This is a genomic window from Nannocystis pusilla (genome assembly GCF_026626665.1).
Classification (GTDB): Bacteria; Myxococcota_A; Polyangia; order Nannocystales; family Nannocystaceae; genus Nannocystis; species Nannocystis pusilla.
Map to the genome: position 1 here is coordinate 9,452,006 of NZ_JAPNKE010000002.1, position 20,069 is coordinate 9,472,074.

A 20,069-nucleotide genomic window follows, 5' to 3' on the forward strand; every position below is an offset into this window, starting at 1 on the left:
CGTCGGCCGTGGGAGCGCGAATCCGCTCATTTGACTGTCGGGGCTTTGTCGGTCAGGGCGCTCTCGAAAAAGTCGGCGATTCGGGTCATCTCGGCCGGTTCGAAGGCGACGTAATGGCCGTCCTTGCCGGCGGGCGCGGGGAGCATGCGGGTGACGACGGTGAGCTGGCCGCCGCCGGCGTTGCCGGTGACCGGGAGCGCGACCTCGGGCAACCATTGGCCGGACGTCCAGCCGCAGGCGATCCGCTCGTTCTCGTCGGTGTAATCATCACAGGGCGGCTGGAACAGATTCTTGCCGGCGATCGGGGCGCCGAGGCCGATGGCGAGGTTGCCGGCGGCGCGCAGCGGGCTGTAGCTGTCGACGTGACCGATGTAATTCAAGACGTGCTTGGCCGGGACGCCGCCCTGCGGGCGGCGGCGAATCAGCGGTGCGGTGTTGTCGGCGTCGGAGCGATTGACGAAGGTGTTGAGCAGGACGAGCATCGGGTGCGGCGTGTCGAGCGGGCGGTCGGGGCGCTCCTGGAACGCCAGCTGCAACAATTCGCGGGGAGCCAGCGGGTCGCCGCCCGCCGGGTTCTCGACCTTGGGCTCCTCCTTGCCGAGCAGGGTGCGCGGCAGCTTGGCCCCGCCGCCGCTCAGCACCGCGGCGCGCACCAGCGGCTCGAACGGCAGGAACAGCGCGCCCGATTGGCGCCCTGGCTGTGGCCCATGAAGAACAGCGCGCTCGCGTCGAATCGCAGCACCTGGCCCTCGAGCAAGGTCGCGTCTTGCCACTCCTCCGCCAGGCGGACCGCGGTGAATTGATCGATCGCCCCCTGCACGATCGTGTCGCGCGCCGACTCGGGGTTGTAGACGTTGAACACCAATTGATCGACGTCGAGGCCGCCGACCTCGCCGTCGTCGTCGCTGTCGTTGCGGCGCTCGCCGTGCATCACGCCCTCGAGGGCGATCGTCGCCAGGCCGCGCCCGGCCAGCGCGCGGGCGGTGCCGTCGATCAGCGGGCTGCGGAAGCCGCCGCCGGTGCCGTGGGCGTAGACCACCGCGGGCCAGCCCGCCGCGGGCGCCGGGCCGGCCGGCAGGGTGAGGCTGAAGCAGGCGTCGAAGCTGCTGCGCTGGACCGGCATGCCGCCCTCGACGTCGATGCGGCCGCCGATCTCGGCGTACGGCGGGATGCCCTCCTGGAAGATCGGCAGGCGCACGCGGCCCTGCACCTCGAGGTGGTCCGGCGACGGCGCGCCGCACTCGCGCTCGGCCCGCTCGTCGGCGGTGAGGCCGGGGAAGCCGGAGCACGGGCTCGGCCCGGCCGCCTGGCACAGGTGCAGGTCGGAGACGTAGAGCGGGGCGGCCCGCGCCGCCGCGCGCGCGCCGACGAGGACGTCGGTGTTGGCGGCGGTGGTGAAGACGCTGCCGCCGATCAGCTCGCCGGCGGCGACGTCGACGCCGGCGCCGTTCTCGGCGCTGGCGAGGAACTGCCGCAGCGGGGCGAAGGTGTCCCACGCGGCCTTGCGCCGGGCGTCGGCCGGGGCTGTCCCTTGGAGCATGGCCGAAAAGTCAGCGTCCGGGCTGAACCGGTCGCCGTCGACGGTGCGCAGCTCGTCGGTGATCAGCACCGCGTAGGTGGTGCCGGGGTCGAGCGGGACGCCGTCGATCGTCTCGACGGCGAGCCAGTTGCGGCAGATGTAATTGTTGCCGCTGGTGTCGCCGTTCTTGGCGCTGTACGACAGGCCCTCGAGCTTCTTGCCGTAGCTCGGGTGGTCGGGGTCGATGTTGACGATGAAGATGCCCTGCGGGCTGCCGATGCCGTGGGTGCTGCGAAAGAGGACCGCGCTGTTGACCGCGAAGCCCGGGGCGTCGGCGCGCAGATGCGACAACCAGCGCCCGACGACGCTGCCGAAGGCGGGGTCGAGGTCCGGGGGCGGGCTCGGGAAACCGGTGAGGTCGATGCCGCCGCCGCGCCGGCGGGCGTCGAGCGGGAAGGGCAGGCGGAAAAAATCGCGGCCGCCGACCCGGCCGGCGTCGAGGTCGAAATAGATCTTCGGCCCGGACTCCTGCTCCTCGGCGGGCGGCGCGCAGGCGACGCCGGGCCAAAAACCAGGCGGTAGCTCGGCGCCGGTGGTCGGCTCGCCGGTGGTGGTGGTGGTGGTGGTGGTGCCGTCGCCGTTTCCGCCGCCCTGGGAGGCGGTCGAGCCGTCTTCCTCAAAACCACACGCGAACGGAAACAGGAGCACGACGAGGCGGGGGGACCATCGCATGCCAAGAAATATACCAGCGATGTGCGGGACCGCGCAACGCGCCGCAGCCGGTCGATGCACGTACACGGGCTGCTCTCGGTGACTACAGACTGGGAGTGCCCCCAATCGCCGCGATTGCTGATAGTGCGACCGCCCATGATTCGTCGGCTTCGCCGCACGGTCCGTCAGGCGGGCCGCAGCGGGGCAGCAGGAGGCAAGGGGAAATTCTTGCGGGTATCGCCCTGCCGCGATAACGTTGCGAACGCGCGCGATAACGCACGAGAGGTGATTCCGCGGACTCCGCTCCAAGCGGCCGCCAGAAGGCCGCTAGAGGCCTCGTAGCTGGTTGCAGTCCTCGTTTGCGGGGTATTTCGGTCACGACGAGCACATGACTTGAGAGGCTGTGCCTCCATCGCTGCGACCGCGATTTCGAAGGTCCGCGCGGAGGTGTTATGGCATCGATCGTGACGACGACCGCGCGGAGGCCCGCGGACCAGCGCTTCGGCGGCCACCTGAGGCCGGGACGCCGCCCGACTGGCGGTGATGTCCGCGTCGAGCGAACGAGACCAGAGGCGCTCCATGCGGCAGTGCGGGCCCGCCCGCCGGCGACGACGCGGCTGGTCGGGGCGACGACGGCCGGGGAGATCGATCACGAACGGATGCCGACCGTCGGTGTCGTCGATCAGGAGCGCGCCGCGGCGATCTCCTCGCGTACCCTCGAGGAGGTCACTGCCACCGACGACGCCCGCACCGCGGCGCACGTGGTCGCGCTGGCCCGCGCGACCCGCCTGCTCGGAGCCCGCTGCATCGTCTGCGGCCTGCAACCCGCGGTGGCGGGGGTGATGGTGAGTCTCGGGCTCGAGTCGACGGCGCTGGCGGCGACGCGCGACATGGCGGGGGCGCTGGCGGAGATCTTGCGCGCCTGGACGGCCTCTCGCGCGCAGTCGAGGCCGCCGAGCGCGTAGGCCGCGATGGGGACGATGCGGCGCCGTTTCGTTGCCTCTGCAAGGAGCGATGCACGCCGGCGATTCGCGCGACGTTCGCAGCCGTGAAACTCTTGCGAGCGAGCATACAAAAACGGCGAATGCTCGGGCCTTGCTGCGTCGCGCGGTTTCGGCGTATCGCGACCCTGTCATGATGACGACGATCGCCGCCGAGCTGCAGGCCGCAGCCAGACGTCTCGCGGACGAGGTGCGGAGCCTCGCGTTCTCCGAGCCGATCACGCACGTGTATCACCCGCTCGACTACGCGTGGGCGCCCCACGCCGCGTACATCGCCGCGTACGGGCGCGGGCGCAAGGACGTGGTGTTCCTCGGCATGAACCCGGGGCCGTTCGGGATGACGCAGACGGGGGTGCCGTTCGGCGAGGTCAAGGCGGTGCGCGACTTCCTGAAGATCGAGGCGCCGGTGTCGCGACCGGCGCGCGAGCACCCGGAGCGGCCAGTGCAAGGCTTCGCGTGCACGCGCGCCGAGGTCAGCGGCTCGCGCCTGTGGGGCGCGGTGGCCCAGCGCTGGGGCGCCGCGGAGCGGTTCTTCGACCGCCACTACGTCGCCAACTACTGCCCGCTCACCTTCATCGAGGCCAGCGGCAAGAACTTCACGCCCGACAAGCTGCCCGCCGAGCAGCGCGCCCCGCTCGAGGCCGCGTGCGACCGCCACCTGCTGCGCCTGGTCGAGCTGCTCGAGCCCACGTGGGTGATCGGCATCGGCGCGTGGGCCGAGAAGCGGGCGCAGAAGGTCGTCGGCGCGCGGGCCAGGATCGGCAAGATCCTCCACCCGAGCCCGGCGTCGCCGATCGCCAACAACGGCTGGGCCGAGGCGGCCGCGGCCGACCTCGCCGCGCTCGGGGTCTGTCCGCTCGCGGGCCTGCTGCAAGAGACAGGTCCGAAGACACAGGTCGAAAAGGTCAGGCGCGCCGCCGGTCGCAGGGCGTCCGCGGGCTGAGGGCGGGCGCGGATCCGCCCAGGCGCGCCGCGCCGTCAGTCTTGGCTATAGTTCCCGCATGCGCGAGCAGACGGTCGATGTCGCGGTGATCGGCGCGGGGACGGCGGGGCTCAACGCCAGGCGGGCGGCCGAGAAGGCCGGGGCGCACGCGGTGGCGATCGATCCGGGGCCGCTCGGGACCACCTGCGCGCGCGTCGGCTGCATGCCCTCCAAGCTGCTGATCGCGGCCGCGGAGGCGGCGCACGCGGTCCGCGAGGCCAGGCACTTCGGCGTCCACGCCGGCGAGCCGCGCGTGGTCCCCGGCGAGGTGATGGGCCGCGTCCGCCGCGAGCGCGACCGCTTCGTCGGCTTCCAGCTCAAGGACGCGAAGTCGCTGAGCGAGCGCGGGCTGCTCATCGACGGTCGAGCTCGCTTCGTCGCGCCGAACGTGCTCGCGGTCGGCGACGACCTGCGGGTGACCGCGCGCCGGGCCGTGGTGGTCGCGGTCGGCTCGGCCGTGCGATTGCCGCCGATCCTGGCGCGGCTCGAGTCGTCGCGGGTGATCGACTCGGACAAGGTGTTCGAGCTCGAGGCGATCCCCGAGCGCCTGCTGGTGGTCGGCGCGGGGCCGATCGGGGTCGAGCTCGGGCAGGCGCTGGCGCGCCTGGGCACGCGCGTGACGGTGCTGTGCGCCGACGGCAAGGTCGCGGCGATCCGCGACCCCGCGGTGCTGGCGGCGGCCAAGTCGGCGCTGGCGCGCGAGATGACGCTGCACACGCGTTCGAACCTCGAGGCGGCCGAGGAGCGCGGGGACGAGGTGTGGGTCAGGTTCCGCGGCGAGGACGGCGAGGTGTCCGAAGGGACATGGCCCCTGGTGCTGGCGGCGACCGGCCGCGCGCCGCGGCTCGGCGGCCTCGAGCTGGAGCGCGCGGGGGTCCTGCTCGACGACAAGGGCCGGCCGCGCGAGTTCGACAAGACCACGCTGCAGTGCGGCTCGGCGCCGGTGTTCATCGCCGGCGACGCGGCGGGGCTGCGGCCGCTGCTGCACGAGGCGATCGACGACGGCCAGATCGCCGGGCGCAACGCGGCGGCCTTCCCGGAGGTGCTGCCGGGCGAGCGCCGCGCGCCGCTGGCGATCGTGTTCACCGACCCGCAGGTCGCGTCGGTCGGCCGCCGGTTCGACTCGCTCGACCTGTCGACCTGCTCGATCGGCCAGGTCGACTTCGCCGACCAGGGCCGGGCGCGGGTGATGGCCAAGAACCACGGGCTGCTGCGCGTGTACGGCTCCGACGCCACCGGCGCGCTGCTCGGCGCCAAGCTGGTGGCGCCGGCGGGCGAGCACCTGGCGCACCTGCTGGCGTGGGCGATCCAGAGCGAGCTGACGGTCGACCAGGTGCTGCGCCTGCCGTTCTACCACCCGGTGGTGGAGGAGGGCCTGCGCTCGGCGCTGATCGACCTGCGCACCAAGATGTCCGCAAAGACCGGTGGCGCTACTTCACGCAAGTCCAGTGGACCGTGACGCAGAGCAGGGGCCCGAGGCCGTCCTGGCCGCAGGCGCCGCCGCCGTCGAACACCTGCTGGCCGTTGGACTGACAGCTGGTGCCGCCCTCGCAGTAGCCGCACACGTTGCCGCAGGTGCCGCCGATCTGGCCGACGCCGGCGTAGCCGAGGTTCTGGCAGATCAGCTCGTGGTGGTAGCTGCCCTGGTTGTTGGCGGAGACCCACGCCCAGTTGGCGTTGGCGTCGCACACGACCCACGGGGCGCCGGTGCCGGGGTCGTTGCCCTGCTGGCACTTCTGCGCGAACACCTCGATCTTGCACGCGGGTGAGCAGCCGTCGTTGGCGTTGACGTTGCCGTCGTCGCAGTCCTCGCCGGCAGCCGCGTTGATCTTGCCGTCGCCGCAGGCCGCGGTGGTGCAGTCGTCGTCGCACTGCGCGGTCTGGCCGCCGGCGTCGCACTGCTCGCCGGCGGTCGGATTGACCTTGCCGTCGCCGCAGGCGGACGCGGTGCAGTCGCCGTTGCACTGCGGGGTCTCGCCGCCGCCGTCGCACACCTCGACGCCGGCTTGCACGACGCTGTCGCCGCACTTGGCGACCGCGCAGGTGTTGAGGCACGCGTCCTCGTTGACGACGTTGCCGTCGTCGCAGGCCTCGCCCATCTGGACCACGCCGTCGCCGCAGGCGCCCGCCTTGCACGCGTTGCTGCAGGCGTCGTCGTCGACCTGGTTGCCGTCGTCACTGGGCCTCGGCGCCCATCTGGACCACGCCGTCGCCGCAGGCCGCGGCGACGCAGCTGTTGCGACAGGCGTCGGTGTCGATCTGGTTGCCGTCGTCGCAGGCCTCGCCCGCCTCGATGACGCCGTTGCCGCACACCGGGTCCGGCTCGCCGGTCGTGCCCATCGTCGCGGTGGCGGTGGCCGTGGCCGTGGCAGTGGCGTCGGTGGTGGCGTCGGTGGTGCTCGTGCTCGCTTCGCTGTCGCTGCCGCTCTCACCGGTCGAGGTCGGCAGGCTCTCGGTCGTCGGCGCCCCGGTGCTGGTGTTCTCGGCGGTGCTCGCCATCGGCATGGTCGGCGGTGCGGTCGTGAACGCGTTGGTGTTACCGGTGTCGAGCGCCTCGCCGCCGCTGCATCCTCCGAGCCAGAGCACCGCCAAACCCCCGATGATCGCGCGTACCATGCGCCGATCTTCCCGGCGGCTCCGGGGCCCGTCAAGCCGACGCACAGGTCTCCGAGTGCCGAGCGGTAGGCATCCGTGCGCCCACGGATGGATCCGCGCGCGCGGGCCAGTCCGCGTGCGCGGTCCAGGTCGCCTCGCTGCCAATGATGACATGGTGGAAAGGGCAGGTGCGGTGATCGATGTACGAGCAACTGCGCCATCGCGGCGCGGCGGCGGGCTCGGCCGCAGGCGGCGAGGCGCACGATCTGCTGTGATTCGCGGGATCGTGGGACAATTGCCAATGCGCAAATTGCGCGACGCGCTGGTGTGATCATTCGAAGGCGCGCGATTCATCGCCGGCCGCGGGGCTGCAGCCCGCCACGGGTCGACAGCCGCCGCCTCGCACAGGGTTTCAGCACCCCCGTCGATGGACGGCTTGGAAAGGAACAGTCGTCATGAATCACGCCTTCAAAGTCCTCTTCGTCCTCGCGCTCGCCGTCGGCTGCGACCAGCAAGACATGCTCAAGAAGGAGATCGCCGTCGCCTCGGCGGCTCCCAAGGAGGGCAAGGCCACCGCGCCCGCCGTGGTCGCGCCGAAGACGGCGGCCTCGGCCAGCGGCGTCGGCACCTTCGCTACCCTGTCGGACTGTCTGACCTCGTGCGACGACATCCACGCGGCGACCGACCGCAAGACCTGCCGGCTCAACTGTGACACCGCGTACGGCGCCGAGGCCCGCGGCGCCGCCGAGCCGACCGAGAACGACGCGATCGCCCGCATCACCTCGTGCCTCGGCAGCTGCAACGGCAGCCAGGACGGCGACGCCTGCGCCAACTCGTGCAACACGATGGCGGACCAGGCGGACTTCTCGCCGCCGCCCGAGGTGCTCACCAAGCTGTCGTCGTGCGTCAAGCTCTGCCACACCGGCAAGGGCGTGCGCGCGACCGACCAGGCCACCTGCGAGCTCAACTGCGCCCAGGTCGCCCGCGTCGAGGCCACCCCGCCGCCCAAGGCCGTGCCCGCTGCGCCGGCCTCGTGAGCCGCGAATCCGCGAATCATGGGACATGGCCCTCGGGTCATGTCCTTTGGGTGACTCGTGCAAATGCGAGGTGTCTGAAAGGCCAGCTCGGCGGTTTCAGGCCCGCGGCCTGCGGCGGATCCGGCAGCGCAACTCGCGGGTGGGTGACAGCACACCGAGGCCGGCGCGGGTCTTGTCGAGCGGCGGCAGGCTCGGCTCCAGCAGCTCGATGTCGAGTCGCGTGAGGGCGAGGCCGGCGAACAGCATGACCTCGTTGTTGGCGAGGAAGCGGCCGGGGCACATGCTGACGCCGCCGCCATAGGGCATCAGCGGGATCGGCACGCGCTGGCCGCCCTTGCTGAATTGCCGCGGGCCGCCGCCCTCGGACAGGAAGCGGTCGAAGCGGAAGCGCTCCGGGTCGGCGAAGATCTCCGGATCGCGGTGCATCAGCTGGGGGCACAGCGCGACCCGGTCACCGGCTCGCAGCGCGACCGTGCGGCCGTCGGCCAGGGCGAGCTCGCAGTCGCGGTGGACCAGGCGGATCGTCAGCGATTCGCTGCACAGCCGCAGCGACTCGCTGATGCTGCTGAACAGTTTGGGCAGGCGCTTGAAGTCGGCGAAGCCGCGCTCCTCGACCTCGGCGACGATCGCGGCCCGGCCCGGCGGGTCGCACAGCAGGTGCGCCAGCGACCAGAAGGCCGCCGGCAAGGTGTTGGCCTGCGAGGCCCACACGATCGCGGCCTGCAGGTGCTGGCGATTGCGCGGGGTGGTCGTCCGGGCCAGCAGGAGGTCGCGCGCGCGGATGAAGGCGCTGGCGTCGGGGCGCATGCGGTCGACGCGGGCGAGCAGGCGCTCGCGGGCGCGGAGCAGCCCGGGGAACGCGCCCGCCGGGACGCCCGCGGCCAGCAGCGGGAACCATCGATCGGTGCGCTGGAAGTCGCGCAGCGCGGCGTCGTCGGCGATGCCCTCGCCGTACAGGGTCTCCATGCCGGCGGCGAAGATCACCCGGGCGCTGAAGTCGAACAGGCCCTCCTCGCGCCAGTCGTCGCCGGTGAAGCGGTCGAAGGCGACGCCCAGGCGCTCCTCCATGCGCGCGGTCAACGGCGCGAGCGCGGCGTTCTTGAGGTGGTCGTGGTAATAGCGCTCGAGCTCGTCGAGCTCGGGGCCGGCCGGCGGCGAGAAGTAGCCGAACGCGCGCGTGCCGATCTCCTGGCCGATCTCGTGGAAGGTCAGGTTGTCCTGGGCTTTGAGCACGTGCGGGTAGCTGAACGGGTCGCACACGAAGTGCATGCGGCGACCTGCGACCAGCAGGGTGAAGACGTCGCCGTGCTCGCGCTGGCACGCGCGCAGCAGGGCGGTCAGGTCGCGCCCCATCTCGAGCGCGTGGCCGAGGAAGGGCAGGCGCGGGCGGACGATCGGCGGCTCCCCGGCTCGCCGCGCCCCGCCGATCATACGAATGGCGGCGCGGTCGGTGGTGCGGACGATGGCGGTGCGGAGCGACGCGAGCATCGCCGCGGATTGTATCACGCGGCGATCGACGGACGCGGGTTACCTGTCCGAAGAGTCATGTCCCCGCGCCGATCCGGCGGAGGTACTCGGCCCGCGGGAAGTGCTTGCCGGGGCACTGGGTGAGCTTGTCGTCGACGACGCGGTGGGTGCTGACGCGCTCTCCGGGGATCGAGCACTCGCGCATGAGGGCGGCGGTGAGGTCGACGAGGGCGCCCAACATCGGCGCGGGCAGCGGCCGCTCCTCGAAGTTGCCGATCAGGCAGATGGCGATCGAGGCCGGGGCGTTCTCGGGCTTGAAGAGGTGGGTGGCGAGCTCCTGATAGCGCCAGCGCGCCGCCTCGACGAGCCCCGCGGGGCGCTTCTTGCCGTTGTGGATCACGAAGTGGTACTCGGCCCCGAGCGGGTCGCCGAAGCGCTTGCGGTGGTAGCGGTCGATGCCCTCCAGCGTGGCCCACTCGGCCGCGGTGTGATGCACGACGATCCACTGCCAGTCCCGCAGCGGCGCGCCGGGGGCGCGAAGGCGCGCGAACAGCTCCGCGTTGCTGGCCGCGACGTCGATCTCGGGCGGCCGCGCATGCGTGCGCGCGGGCAGGAGGGCGGTGCAGGCAGCGGCGAGCAGGGAACGACGACGCATGGCTCGCCGCCACTACGCACGGACCCTCCGCCCGAGTCCGACCCGCCGCCGTAACAACGTACGAATGGGCAACCGGCCGCCCCGGCCGCGAAACGTGGCGGCCGGCTCGGCGCGGCCTCGCGGCGGCTTCGAGGTGGTTTCGCGGCCGCGGCGCGAGGGAAGTCGCCGCGGCCGCGCCGCCCATGAGCCGCGTTTGCTCTTGCGGACGGCCGGGCGATGCGCGAAAAGGCTTACGAGGAGAAACAATGGCCACACGGCACCTGCTCTTGCCTCTCGCGCTGCTTCTGAGCGCGGCGGCTCCCGTCCAGGCGGCGCCTGCGAAGCCCGCCGCGGACTCGCCAGGGGTCGACATCCCCTACGAACGCTACGTCCTGCCCAACGGCCTCGAGGTGATCTTGCACCGCGACCAGGCCGCGCCGCTGGTCGTCACGAACCTCTGGTACCACGTCGGCAGCGGCGACGAGACGCCCGGCAAGAGCGGCTTTGCCCACCTGTTCGAACACATGATGTTCCAGGGCGCGAAGCACATCGGCAACGACGTCCACTTCAAGATCCTGCAGGAGATCGGCGGCACCGGGATCAACGGTACCACCAATTCGGATCGCACCAATACTTCGAGGTGGTGCCCAGCCACCAGCTCGAGACGGCGCTGTGGCTCGAGTCGGATCGCATGGGCTACATGCTCGACCTGCTCGACGAGAAGAGCCTCGCCAACCAGCGCGACGTGGTCCGCAACGAGCGGCGCCAGCGCTACGACAACGTGCCCTACGGCCGCGAGCGCTTCGCCGTCGCCGAGGCGCTGTACCCCGAAGGCCACCCCTATCGTTACCTGACGATCGGCCGCCACGAGGACCTCGAGGCCGCCGGCGTCGCCGACGTGCAGGGCTTCTTCCGCAAGTGGTACGTGCCGAGCAACGCGACGCTGACGATCGCCGGCGACTTCGAGCCCGAGCAGGCCAAGGCGCTGGTCCAGAAGTGGTTCGGCACGTTCCCGACGCTGCCGCAGCCGGCCCACCAGCAGATCGGCACGCCGGCGCTGACGCAGACGGTCCGCCGCGAGCTCGACGACCCGTTCGCCCGCCTCTACCGCATCCACTACGCCTGGCACAGCCCGCCGCGCCTCGGCGGCGGCGACATCGAGCTCGAGGTGCTGGCCGACGTGCTCGGCTCGTCGGGCTGGGGTCGCCTCTACAAGGCGCTGGTGCTCGAGGACAAGAGCGCGCAGTCGGTCTCGGCCTACCAGGGCGGCGCCGGCCACTCGGGCACGTTCCACGTGATCGTCGACCTCAAGCCCGGCCAGGACCCGGTCAAGGCCGAGCTGACGATCCGCCGCGAGCTCGAGAAGATCCTCCGCGAGCCGGTCAGCGACGCCGAGCTCAAGCGCGTGGTCGTCGGCACCGAGTCGTCGTTCGTGTGGGGCCTCGAGGACGTGATGGGCCGCGTCGAGCGCCTGCAGTACTTCAACCACTACGCCCGCGACCCCGGCTACGCCAACACGTACCTCCAGCGTCTGCGCGCGGTCACGCCGCAGCGGGTGCGCGAGGTCGCCAACCAGTGGCTGGTCAAGCCGCACGCCGAGATCCTCACCAAGCCGGCCGCGCCCGCCGCCGGCCCGCCCGAAGGGACAGGTCCCAAGGGACCTGGCGCTTCGGCCAAGGCCGAAGGGACAGGTGTCAAGAAGCCCGCCGAGGCCGGCGACGCCGCGGGCAAGAAGAAGCCCGCCGCCGACGCGGCCGGGACCGACGCCGCGGCCAAGAAGAAGCCCGCCGCCGCCGACAAGCCGGCCGACGCCGCCGGGGCCGAGAAGCCGGCGCCGAAGAAGCCCGCAGACAAGCCGGCGGACGCCGCCGCCGCGAAGGAGGGCTGACATGAAGACCACGATTACGCTGAGCCTCCTCGCACTGTCGGCCGCAGTCGCCGCGTGCAAGCCCAAGACCGCCACCCAGGAGCCCGTCGAGCAGCCGTCCACGGCGCCGGTCGCGACCGCGCCGAGCGACACCGAGGCCGCGCCGCCGCCGGCCAACTGGCCCGACGAGCCGTACCGCGCCACCCGCCCGACCGCGGGCCAGGTCGCCGAGCTCAAGCTGCCGCAGGTCGAGACGTTCAAGCTCGACAACGGCCTCGAGGTCTACCTCGTCCGCAACGACAAGCTGCCGACGGTGTACATGAACTTCGAGTTCGACTTCGGCGCCGTCAGCGACCCGAAGACCCAGGTCGGCCTCCACTCGATCTGCCTCGACCTGCTCGACGAGGGCACCAAGAACCTCGACAAGGTCGCGTGGGAGGAGAAGCAGGCCGACCACGCCGTCAGCGTCAGCGCCGGCGCCGGCTCCGACACGTCGAACCTCAACGTCCGCTCGCTCAAGCGCGAGCTGCCGGCCGCGCTCGACCTGCTGGCCGAGATGCTGCGCGAGCCGGGCATGCGCGAGGCCGACTTCGAACGCCTCAAGGACCGCCGCAAGGCCTCGATCGCGCAGGCCAAGGGCAACCCCGGCTCGATCGCCGGCCGCGTGATCGGGCCGCTCCTGTGGGGCGCCGACCACCCGTACGGCCGCATCGAGACCGACAAGACGATCGACGCCGTCCAGCTCAAGGACTGCGCCAAGGTCGTCGGCAAGCTGAAGCCCGGCGGCGCGCGCCTGTGGGTGGTCGGCCAGATCTCCCAGGACGAGATCAAGCAAGAGCTGGCGTCGCGCCTGCCCGAGTGGAAGGGCAAGGCGCCGGCCAAGGTCAACGTCGCGGCCGCCAAGCCGCGGCTCGGCTCGGTGTTCTTCGTCCACGTCAAGGACGCGCCGCAGTCGTCGGTCTACGTCGGCCACGCGGGGCCCAAGCGCAACGCGACCGACTACGAGGCCACCGACCTGATGGCGGAGATCCTCGGCGGCTCGTTCTCCAGCCGGATCAACATGAACCTGCGCGAGGACAAGGGCTACACCTACGGCGGCCGCGCCGGCTTCGGCTACCGCCGCGCCGGCAGCACGTTCGCCGCCAGCAGCCAGGTCCGCACCGACGCGACCGGCCCGTCGCTGCGCGAGATCGCCAAGGAGATCGCGACCATGCGCACCACGGACGCCAAGCCCGACGAGCTGTTCCGCGTGCAGGAAGGCGCCCTCCTGGCCCTGCCCGCGGAGTTCGACACGCCGACGTCGACCCTCATGGCGTTCCGCCAGCTCAAGTTCTTCGGCCTGCCGCTCGACTGGTACGACGGCTATCAGAAGCGCCTGCGCGCGGTCGACATCGCCGCCGTCCGTAAGGCCGCCGAGAAGCACCTGCGCGCCAAGGACTTCGTCGTCCTCGTCGTCGGCGACGCGAACAAGGTGCTCGGCGACCTCGACGCGATCGCCACCGAGAAGCTGTTCGGCGCCGGCGGCGTGGTCGTGCTCGACGCCGACGCCCAGCCCACCAAGCGCCCGACCGAGTAGGCGAAGCCGACTTCGGAGATTGTAGCGAGCGCGCGGTCCTCGGACCGCGCGCTCGTCTTTGACCGTCAGGCGGCGGGAGGCGGGGGAATGTACATAGTCGAGTGCGCGTGGGCGCGCTGGTCCACGCATTCCAGGTCGCAGGATTGACCGCATCCGCGCGCGAGCGCGCCCGACGGGCGGGACGCCGTCCGCACATGGTTTGCGCGTGGACAGCTGGCGTGTTTGACTCATGAAATGGCAAACCCCTCCGATCCCGCTGCCGAGGCGCGGGAGGCTCGACTCCTGCGTGGCGCGCCGTTCATCGCCGTCGAGCTCGACGCGCGGCGGAAAGTCACCGTGTGGAACGGCGCCGCCGCCCGGGTGTTCGCGGTGCCGGCCGCGGAGGCGCTCGGAGCCGCGATCGAGGAGCTGCTGCCGGCCGAGGGCGAGTTCTGGGCCGGCCTCGCCGAGGACGGCCCGCGGACGGTCACCCACACGCGCAAGGACGGGGTCGAGGTCACCTGCGAATGGACCTGCCAGATCGAGCACGACGCCGAGGGACGAATCGCGTCGGTCGCCTGCTACGGCCAGGACATCCGCGACAGGGCCGCCCGCGACACGACGCTGCGCCTCGAGGGCGCGATGCTGCGGGCGATCATCGAGAACATGAACATCATCGTGTGGACGATGCGGCGCGACGGCCTATGTACATACCACCGCGGCAAGGGGCTGGAGAGCATCGGCATGCCGCAGCACGCGCTGGTCGGCCAGAACATCCGCGAGCTCTACAAGAACCTCGGGCCGGAGCCGCTCGACGCCGCCCTGGCCGGGGCGCTGCAACACACCGCGACCGAGGTGCACGGGGCGAGTTTTGAAGATTGGATGATCCCGGTGCGCGGCGACGACGGGACGATCGAGCTGCTCGTGGCGCTGTCGCTCAACGTGACGGAGCAGCGCGAGGGCGAGAAGGCGCTGCGCGAGAAGCTGCAGCAGATCGAGCAACAACAGCAGGTGATCCGTCAGCTGTCGACGCCGATCATCGAGGTGTGGGACCGGGTGCTGACGGTGCCGATCATCGGCATGATCGACAGCGGCCGCGCGACCGAGCTGATGGACAACCTGCTGCAGGCGGTCGCCAAGACCCGCGCCCGCTTCGCCATCCTCGACCTCACCGGCGTCGAGGAGGTCGACACCGGCACCGCCGGCCACCTCCTCGGCCTGGTCCGCGCGGTCCGCCTGCTCGGCTCGGAGAGCGTGGTCACCGGCATCCACCCCAACATCGCACAGACCATCGTGGACCTCGGCCTCGAGACCACAGGGCTGACCGTCCGCGCGACGCTGCGCGAGGCGCTGGTGCACTGCATCCGCGCGATGGCCGGCGCGCGCAAGTGAGGGCCGCGGAGGAACCTGTCTCGAAGACCAGGCGATGGCCCCGGCGCATCACGACTTCATGTTGCGGTGCCCGCCGAAGGTCGACTTGAGCGACTCGGCCAGGAAGTCGCGCAGCAGCGCCACGCGCGTGGGCACGTGGCGGCCGGTCGGCAGGACCAGGGACAGGTCGGCGTGGGTCCAGCAGTGCTCGGGCAGGACCCGCACGAGGCGCTTCGCGGCCACCGAGCGGGCCGCGAGCACGTGCGGCAGGTAGGCGACGCCGGCCCCGGCCTCGGCGGCGTGGACGACGAAGGACAGGTCGTCGGCGTTGATCGAGCCGACCACCTCGACGTGCTCCTCGCCCTTCGGCCCGCGCAGGGTCCAGGTGCTGCGGCCGCCGCGGGCGCGGAACAGTACGCACTCGTGCTCGGCGAGCTCGGCCAGGGCCGTCGGCGTGCCGCGGCGCTTGAGGTAGGCCGGCGCGGCGTACAGGCCGTCGGCGAAGCTGCCGAGCTTCTTGGCGATCAGGCTCGAGTCTTTCAGGCGAGATGCCCGAAGGGCCAGGTCGAAGCCCTCGCGCACCATGTCGACGATCCGCGCCGTCAGCACCAGATCGATCTGGATCTGCGGGTACTCGCGGACGAACCGCGTCAGCGGCTCGGCCAGGAACTCGCCGAGGTCGACCGGCGCGGTGATGCGCACCGTGCCGCGCGGCTCGTGCCCGTGGTCGGCGGCGGTCAGCGCGGCCTCCTCGAGCGCGGACAGGGCCCCGCGCGCCTTCTGATAGAACGCGCTGCCGGCGTCCGTGAGGTGCAGGCGCCGCGTGGTACGCTGCAAGAGCCGCACGCCGAGGTCCTCCTCGAGGCGGGCGACGCTGCGGCTGACCGACGACTTGGGCAAGCCCAGCTGCTGGGCCGCGGCGGTGAAGCTCTCTGCCTCGACCACCCGCACGAACGCGGCGACCTTGACCGGATCGATTGTTGTCATGGGAGCAACGATGAGTTGTGACTATCCCATCTGGTCGGCTCCGCGGCAAGCCCTAAGCTCGGCTGCATGTCCCGCCTGCTCCCCACCGTCGCTCGCTCCCTCCTCGGCCTCCTGTTCCTCGTGTTCGGGCTCAACGGCTTCCTCCACTTCCTGCCGATGCCGCCGCACCCGGGCCGCGCCGGCGAGTTCCTCGGGGCGCTGGCGGCCAGCGGCTACATGTTCCCGCTGATCAAGGGCACCGAGGTGGTCGGCGGCGCGCTGCTGCTGTCGGGCCGCCTGGTGCCGCTGGCGCTGATCCTCCTCGCGCCGGTGATCGTCAACATCGTCGCCTTCCACCTGGCCCTCGAGCCAGGTGGCTACGGGATGCTGGCGTTCATCGTCGGCCTCGAGGCGTACCTCGCGTGGGCCTACCGCGACAGCTTCGCCGGGGTGCTGAACCCGAACGCGCGCCCGGTCGCCGGCGAGCACGCGGCGCCGCAGTGGCCCGCGCCCGCGCGTGAGCGCGCCCGCGACCGTGCGTCGCGCGGGCCAGGGCGCGCCACCCGGCGGGAGCATGGGGCTGATGCTCCCGCCGCGGCGCGGCCCGGCCCGCGCGACGCGCGATCGAAGGGTCAGCGCTGCGCGGCGTCGGTGGCGAGCCGGTAGTCCTTGAACTGCTCGCGGAGTTGCAGCTTGGAGATCTTGCCGGTGGCGGTGTGCGGCAGGGCGTCGACGAATTCGACGGCGTCCGGCAACCACCACCGCGGGACGCTCTCGGCGATGTGCGCGAGCACGGCCGCTGGGTCGACGTCGGCGCCGGGCTGCTTGACCAGGACGAGCAGCGGCCGCTCGGCCCAGCGCGGGTGCGCGACGCCGATCACCGCCGCCTCGGCGACGCCCGGCACGCCGACCGCGAGGTTCTCGAGCGCGATCGACGAGATCCACTCGCCGCCGGATTTGATGACGTCCTTCGAGCGGTCGGTGATCTGCATGTAGCCGGCCGGGTCGATGGTGGCGACGTCGCCGGTGCTGAACCAGCCGTCGTGGTGCGCGGTCGACTCGGCCTTGTAGTAGGCGCTGCACACCCAGGGGCCGCGGATCTGCAGGTCGCCCGCGGCCGCGCCGTCGTGCGCCAGCGGCCGGCCGTCGTCGCCGACGATGCGCAGCTCGACGCCGAACACCTGCCGGCCCTGCTTGCGCTGCACGGCGATCTGCTGGTCCTCGGGCCAGGTGCGGATCGCCGGGCTCAGGCCGCACGCGGTCCCGAGCGGGCTGGTCTCGGTCATGCCCCAGGCGTGCAGGACCTCGACGCCGTAGTCGTCCTGGAAGCCGCGGATCATCGCCTCGGGCGCGGCCGAGCCGCCGATGACGACGCGCTTCAGGGTGGTGAAGCGCTTGCCGTGCTGCTTCATGTGCGCGAGCAGGCCCATCCACACCGTCGGCACGCCGGCGCTCATGGTCACGCCCTCGTCCTCGAACAACGAATAGAGGCTCTCGCCGTCGAGCCGCGGGCCGGGCATCACCAGGCGCGTGCCGGTCAGCGCCGCCGCGTAGGGCAGGCCCCAGGCGTTGACGTGGAACATCGGCACCACCGGCAGCACCGTCTCGCGCTCGCTCAGGCGGAACACGTCGGGCAACGAGATGCCGAACGAGTGCAGCACGGTCGACCGGTGGCTGTAGAGCACGCCCTTGGGCTCGCCGGTGGTGCCGCTGGTGTAGCACAGCGACGAGGCGGTGTCCTCGGGGAACGTCGGCCACTCGAGCGCGCCGGGCTGGGCGGCGAGGATGTCCTCATAGACATGTGCGTTCGGCAATGTCGTTTGGGGCATGTGCTCGCGGTCGGTCATGACGACCACCGCGCGCAGGTTCGGGCAGCGCAGGGCCAGCTTCTCCACCAGGGGCACGAAGGTGAGGTCGGTCAGCAGGACGACGTCCTCGGCGTGGCCCAGGATGTAGACCAGCTGGTCGAAGAACAGGCGCGGGTTGAGGGTGTGGCACACCGCGCCGATGCCGGACACCGCGAAGTAGGTCTCGACGTGGCGGAAGCCGTTCCACGCGAGGGTGGCGACGCGGTCGCCGGGGCCGACGCCGAGGCCCTGCAGCGCCTCGGCGAGCCGGCGTGACCGCTGCTCGAGCTCGCCCCAGGTGGTGCGATGCAGCGGGCCCTCGACGGTGCGCGACACCATCGTCTGGTCGGCGTGGACCCGCGCGGCGTGGCGGATGAGGCCGGAGATCAGCAGGGGTGAGTGCATCATCAAGCCGGTGAGGTACATGCGGGGCTCCAGGCCGGCGAGTTTGGGCCAACGCCGCCACGCGGCGCAAGTGGCTCAGCGGCGCGCGAACGGGTTCAGGCGCGGGATCTGGGACTTGTAGCCGTCGTAGTGCGCTCCGTGCTGGGCGCGGAGGTCGCGCTCCTCGAGCTCGAGCGCGACGAGGACGTAGAGCGTCATCGCCAGCGCGAACACGAGGTGGCCGACGCTCATCGTCGGCGCGGCCCAGAAGGCGATCAGAAACCCCAACATGATCGGGTGACGCACCAGGCGATAGGGACCGCGGACGCGGAACTCCGGCTCGTGCGGCGGACGGCCCAGCCAGTGGTCGACGACCTGGCGCAGGCCGAACAGGTGGAAGTGATCGACGGCGAACGTGGACACCAACACGAGCCCCCAGCCGCTCGCGGCCAGGCATTGCACGATGCCGGCGACGAGGCCGTCGCCGAGCTGCCAGATCGGCGTCGGCAGCGGACGCCAGGCCCACATCGTCAGCGCGAGCTGCAGCGACGCCAGCAGGACGTAGGTCGAGCGCTCGGCGGATTCGGGCACGAACACTGTCCATAGGCGCTTGAACCATGGTCTGGCCATCACGCTGTGCTGCAGGGCGAAGCCGGCGATGAGCGCCAGGTCGATCGTCAGCGCGCGCGGCCACGGTCCGACCGTGCCGTCGTCGATGGCCTTCGGTACGAGTACGTCGGCGACGAAGCCGGCGAAGTAGGTGAACACCGCGAGGACGACGATGTAGGTGACGACGCCGTAACCGAGGACGAGGACGCGGCCCATGCCTGCATGGTACGAGGGGGCGTGTCGGCGCGACAGCGCAGCGCCGGCGCATACGTGGCACACTGCGGGCAAGGGGACTTATGTTTATGGAGATCTCTTCCTCGCGGAACGTCTGGTCCTGCGCTACGACGCGGCGAGCGGTCGGCGGGTGATCGCCGGCAAGGACGTGCTGCTGCACTGCCATCACTACAACGCGCGGCTGCAGCGGACCGTGGAGTCGGCCGACCTCGTCGACGGCAAGCAACTGATCGTCGGCGCCGCCGAGTGCGTGTTCGCCGAGCACGTCGAGCAGGCCCTGCGCGCCGGGGACAGCACCGCCGTCCGCTGGGCCGTGGCCGAGCGCCTCTATGCGCACCTCGGGTTCGGCCGGCTCGACCTGTCGCGCGTGGCCGAGGGGGTGGTCGTTGCGACCGCGTCGCACTTCGTCGAGGGCTGGTTCGCCGGGCTCGGGCGGCCCGAGCGGATGGTCTGCAGCTTCGCCGAGGGCTACTTGCAGGGGGCCGTGCACGCGGTCACGGGCGAGCGGGTGTACGTGCGCGAGGTCGAGTGCATGGCCCAGGGCGCGCCCATGTGCCGCTTCGCGGTCGAGCGCGGGCGGACGGAGCCGCTGGCGCTCAACACCAAGCGGCCGCTGGTGTTCCGCCCGCGCGAGCGCGGCGAGTGGTTGCGCTCGCCGGCGATCGACGAGCAGGCGATCATCGACGCGCTGGTGGCGATGCCGGTGGCGGGCGGCGACGACGGGCTCATCCCCGCGTTCGGGGTCTACCTCGCGTGCATGCCGGCCGATTTTTACAATCGCGTGTGTATCGGGTTCTTGGCGGAGATGCGGCGGGTCGGCCGCGGGGCGACCGCGGAGCGACTATTGGCGGCCGAGGCCGAGTATTGCGCGCTCAATACGTATCGCGGGGTGATGAGCTCGCCCGAGTGGGAGGGGCTGGTGACGCCGATGGTGCGCGGACCCGACGACCCGCTGTTCGCGGCGATGACGTTCTGCAACGCGCTCGGCTTCGGCCAGTGGCACATCGCCGGGCTCGAGCCGGGCCAGCGGATGATCGTCGAGTCGGTCAACGGCTACGAGGCGCTCGGCGCCCTCGCGTACCTGGGCTCGACGAGCACGCCGCACTGCCACGGCCACAAGGGCGCGGCCGCCGGGATCTTCGCCCTCATCTACGGCAGCGGGCCGCTGTCCGAGCGGTTCGGCACGTTCCACACGGTCGAGGAGACGTGCATCGCCTGCGGCGACCCGGTGTGCCGCTTCCGCGTCGAGCGGCTCGGTTGATCGGCAAATTTCTTTTGAGACATGTCCAA

Annotated in this window: 18 protein-coding genes and 2 pseudogenes; 10 read left to right on the forward strand and 10 right to left on the reverse strand. The window is 71.5% G+C overall.

From position 1 onward, the window contains the following. Positions 1-26: 26 nt before the first annotated feature. The gene (locus OV079_RS41795) at positions 27-653 is read right to left on the reverse strand and encodes a hypothetical protein (protein WP_267775291.1); all 627 of its coding nucleotides are present in this window, start codon (positions 651-653) and stop codon (positions 27-29) included. Next, positions 635-2,251, reverse strand: a complete 1,617-nt coding sequence (locus tag OV079_RS41800; RefSeq protein WP_267775292.1) for an alpha/beta hydrolase family protein — start codon at positions 2,249-2,251, stop codon at positions 635-637. The genes OV079_RS41795 and OV079_RS41800 overlap by 19 nt, the downstream gene beginning before the upstream one ends. Before the next feature lie 566 nt (positions 2,252-2,817). Here OV079_RS41800 and OV079_RS41805 point away from each other — a divergent pair. The 3 genes from OV079_RS41805 (at position 2,818) to OV079_RS41815 (ending at position 5,672) form a co-directional block, all read left to right on the forward strand. Beyond that, a complete protein-coding gene (locus OV079_RS41805) occupies positions 2,818-3,195 on the forward strand; it encodes an STAS domain-containing protein (RefSeq protein WP_267775293.1) in 378 nt (125 codons plus the stop codon). 172 nt (positions 3,196-3,367) lie between these two features. Further along, positions 3,368-4,174: a uracil-DNA glycosylase family protein gene (locus OV079_RS41810; RefSeq protein WP_420829582.1), complete on the forward strand. Its 807-nt coding sequence runs from the start codon at positions 3,368-3,370 to the stop codon at positions 4,172-4,174. 58 nt (positions 4,175-4,232) lie between these two features. After that, on the forward strand, positions 4,233-5,672 hold the full coding sequence (locus tag OV079_RS41815) for a dihydrolipoyl dehydrogenase (protein ID WP_267775295.1): 1,440 nt from the start codon (positions 4,233-4,235) through the stop codon (positions 5,670-5,672). Here the strand turns inward: OV079_RS41815 and OV079_RS41820 are convergent. From OV079_RS41820 to OV079_RS41830, 3 genes and pseudogenes are all read right to left on the reverse strand, one after another. Beyond that, on the reverse strand, positions 5,644-6,225 hold the full coding sequence (locus tag OV079_RS41820) for a hypothetical protein (RefSeq protein ID WP_267778773.1): 582 nt from the start codon (positions 6,223-6,225) through the stop codon (positions 5,644-5,646). The genes OV079_RS41815 and OV079_RS41820 overlap by 29 nt on opposite strands. A gap of 33 nt (positions 6,226-6,258) precedes the next feature. Continuing rightward, positions 6,259-6,324, reverse strand: a pseudogene (locus OV079_RS56630) (hypothetical protein); the annotation flags it as partial. A 64-nt stretch (positions 6,325-6,388) separates the two neighbouring features. After that, the gene (locus OV079_RS41830; protein WP_267775297.1) at positions 6,389-6,829 is read right to left on the reverse strand and encodes a DUF4215 domain-containing protein; all 441 of its coding nucleotides are present in this window, start codon (positions 6,827-6,829) and stop codon (positions 6,389-6,391) included. Positions 6,830-7,263: 434 nt separating this feature from the next. Between OV079_RS41830 and OV079_RS41835 the strand changes: the two genes are divergently transcribed. Further along, complete coding sequence (locus OV079_RS41835; RefSeq protein ID WP_267775298.1) at positions 7,264-7,845, forward strand: hypothetical protein; 582 nt, start codon at positions 7,264-7,266, stop codon at positions 7,843-7,845. A 96-nt stretch (positions 7,846-7,941) separates the two neighbouring features. On the opposite strand, the gene OV079_RS41840 is transcribed toward OV079_RS41835, so the two are convergent. Both OV079_RS41840 and OV079_RS41845 read right to left on the reverse strand, forming a co-directional pair. Next, a complete protein-coding gene (locus OV079_RS41840) occupies positions 7,942-9,333 on the reverse strand; it encodes a cytochrome P450 (protein WP_267775299.1) in 1,392 nt (463 codons plus the stop codon). 55 nt (positions 9,334-9,388) lie between these two features. Further along, complete coding sequence (locus OV079_RS41845) at positions 9,389-9,967, reverse strand: peptidoglycan recognition protein family protein (RefSeq protein ID WP_267775300.1); 579 nt, start codon at positions 9,965-9,967, stop codon at positions 9,389-9,391. Between the two features lie 245 nt (positions 9,968-10,212). Between OV079_RS41845 and OV079_RS59495 the strand changes: the two are divergent. The 4 genes and pseudogenes from OV079_RS59495 to OV079_RS41860 form a co-directional block, all read left to right on the forward strand. Continuing rightward, positions 10,213-10,566: pseudogene (locus tag OV079_RS59495) on the forward strand (M16 family metallopeptidase); the annotation flags it as partial. A gap of 23 nt (positions 10,567-10,589) precedes the next feature. Next, positions 10,590-11,834 (forward strand): M16 family metallopeptidase, encoded by a 1,245-nt coding sequence (locus OV079_RS41850; protein WP_267775301.1) that lies wholly within the window; start codon positions 10,590-10,592, stop codon positions 11,832-11,834. 1 nt (position 11,835) lies between these two features. After that, a complete protein-coding gene (locus OV079_RS41855) occupies positions 11,836-13,389 on the forward strand; it encodes a M16 family metallopeptidase (protein ID WP_267775302.1) in 1,554 nt (517 codons plus the stop codon). Between the two features lie 234 nt (positions 13,390-13,623). Next, complete coding sequence (locus OV079_RS41860) at positions 13,624-14,760, forward strand: STAS domain-containing protein (protein WP_267775304.1); 1,137 nt, start codon at positions 13,624-13,626, stop codon at positions 14,758-14,760. A gap of 48 nt (positions 14,761-14,808) precedes the next feature. On the opposite strand, the gene OV079_RS41865 is transcribed toward OV079_RS41860, so the two are convergent. Further along, a complete protein-coding gene (locus OV079_RS41865) occupies positions 14,809-15,726 on the reverse strand; it encodes a LysR family transcriptional regulator (protein ID WP_267775305.1) in 918 nt (305 codons plus the stop codon). A 66-nt stretch (positions 15,727-15,792) separates the two neighbouring features. Here OV079_RS41865 and OV079_RS41870 point away from each other — a divergent pair, with 66 nt between their 5' ends. Further along, on the forward strand, positions 15,793-16,371 hold the full coding sequence (locus OV079_RS41870; RefSeq protein WP_267775306.1) for a hypothetical protein: 579 nt from the start codon (positions 15,793-15,795) through the stop codon (positions 16,369-16,371). Here OV079_RS41870 and OV079_RS41875 read toward each other — a convergent pair. Next, a complete protein-coding gene (locus OV079_RS41875; RefSeq protein ID WP_267775308.1) occupies positions 16,338-17,978 on the reverse strand; it encodes a 3-(methylthio)propionyl-CoA ligase in 1,641 nt (546 codons plus the stop codon). The genes OV079_RS41870 and OV079_RS41875 overlap by 34 nt on opposite strands. Positions 17,979-18,032: 54 nt before the next feature. Beyond that, a complete protein-coding gene (gene mddA / locus OV079_RS41880; RefSeq protein WP_267775309.1) occupies positions 18,033-18,761 on the reverse strand; it encodes a methanethiol S-methyltransferase in 729 nt (242 codons plus the stop codon). On the opposite strand from mddA, the gene OV079_RS41885 reads away from it, so the two are divergent. After that, complete coding sequence (locus tag OV079_RS41885) at positions 18,760-20,040, forward strand: 4-vinyl reductase (RefSeq protein ID WP_267775310.1); 1,281 nt, start codon at positions 18,760-18,762, stop codon at positions 20,038-20,040. The genes mddA and OV079_RS41885 overlap by 2 nt on opposite strands. Positions 20,041-20,069 lie beyond the last annotated feature (29 nt).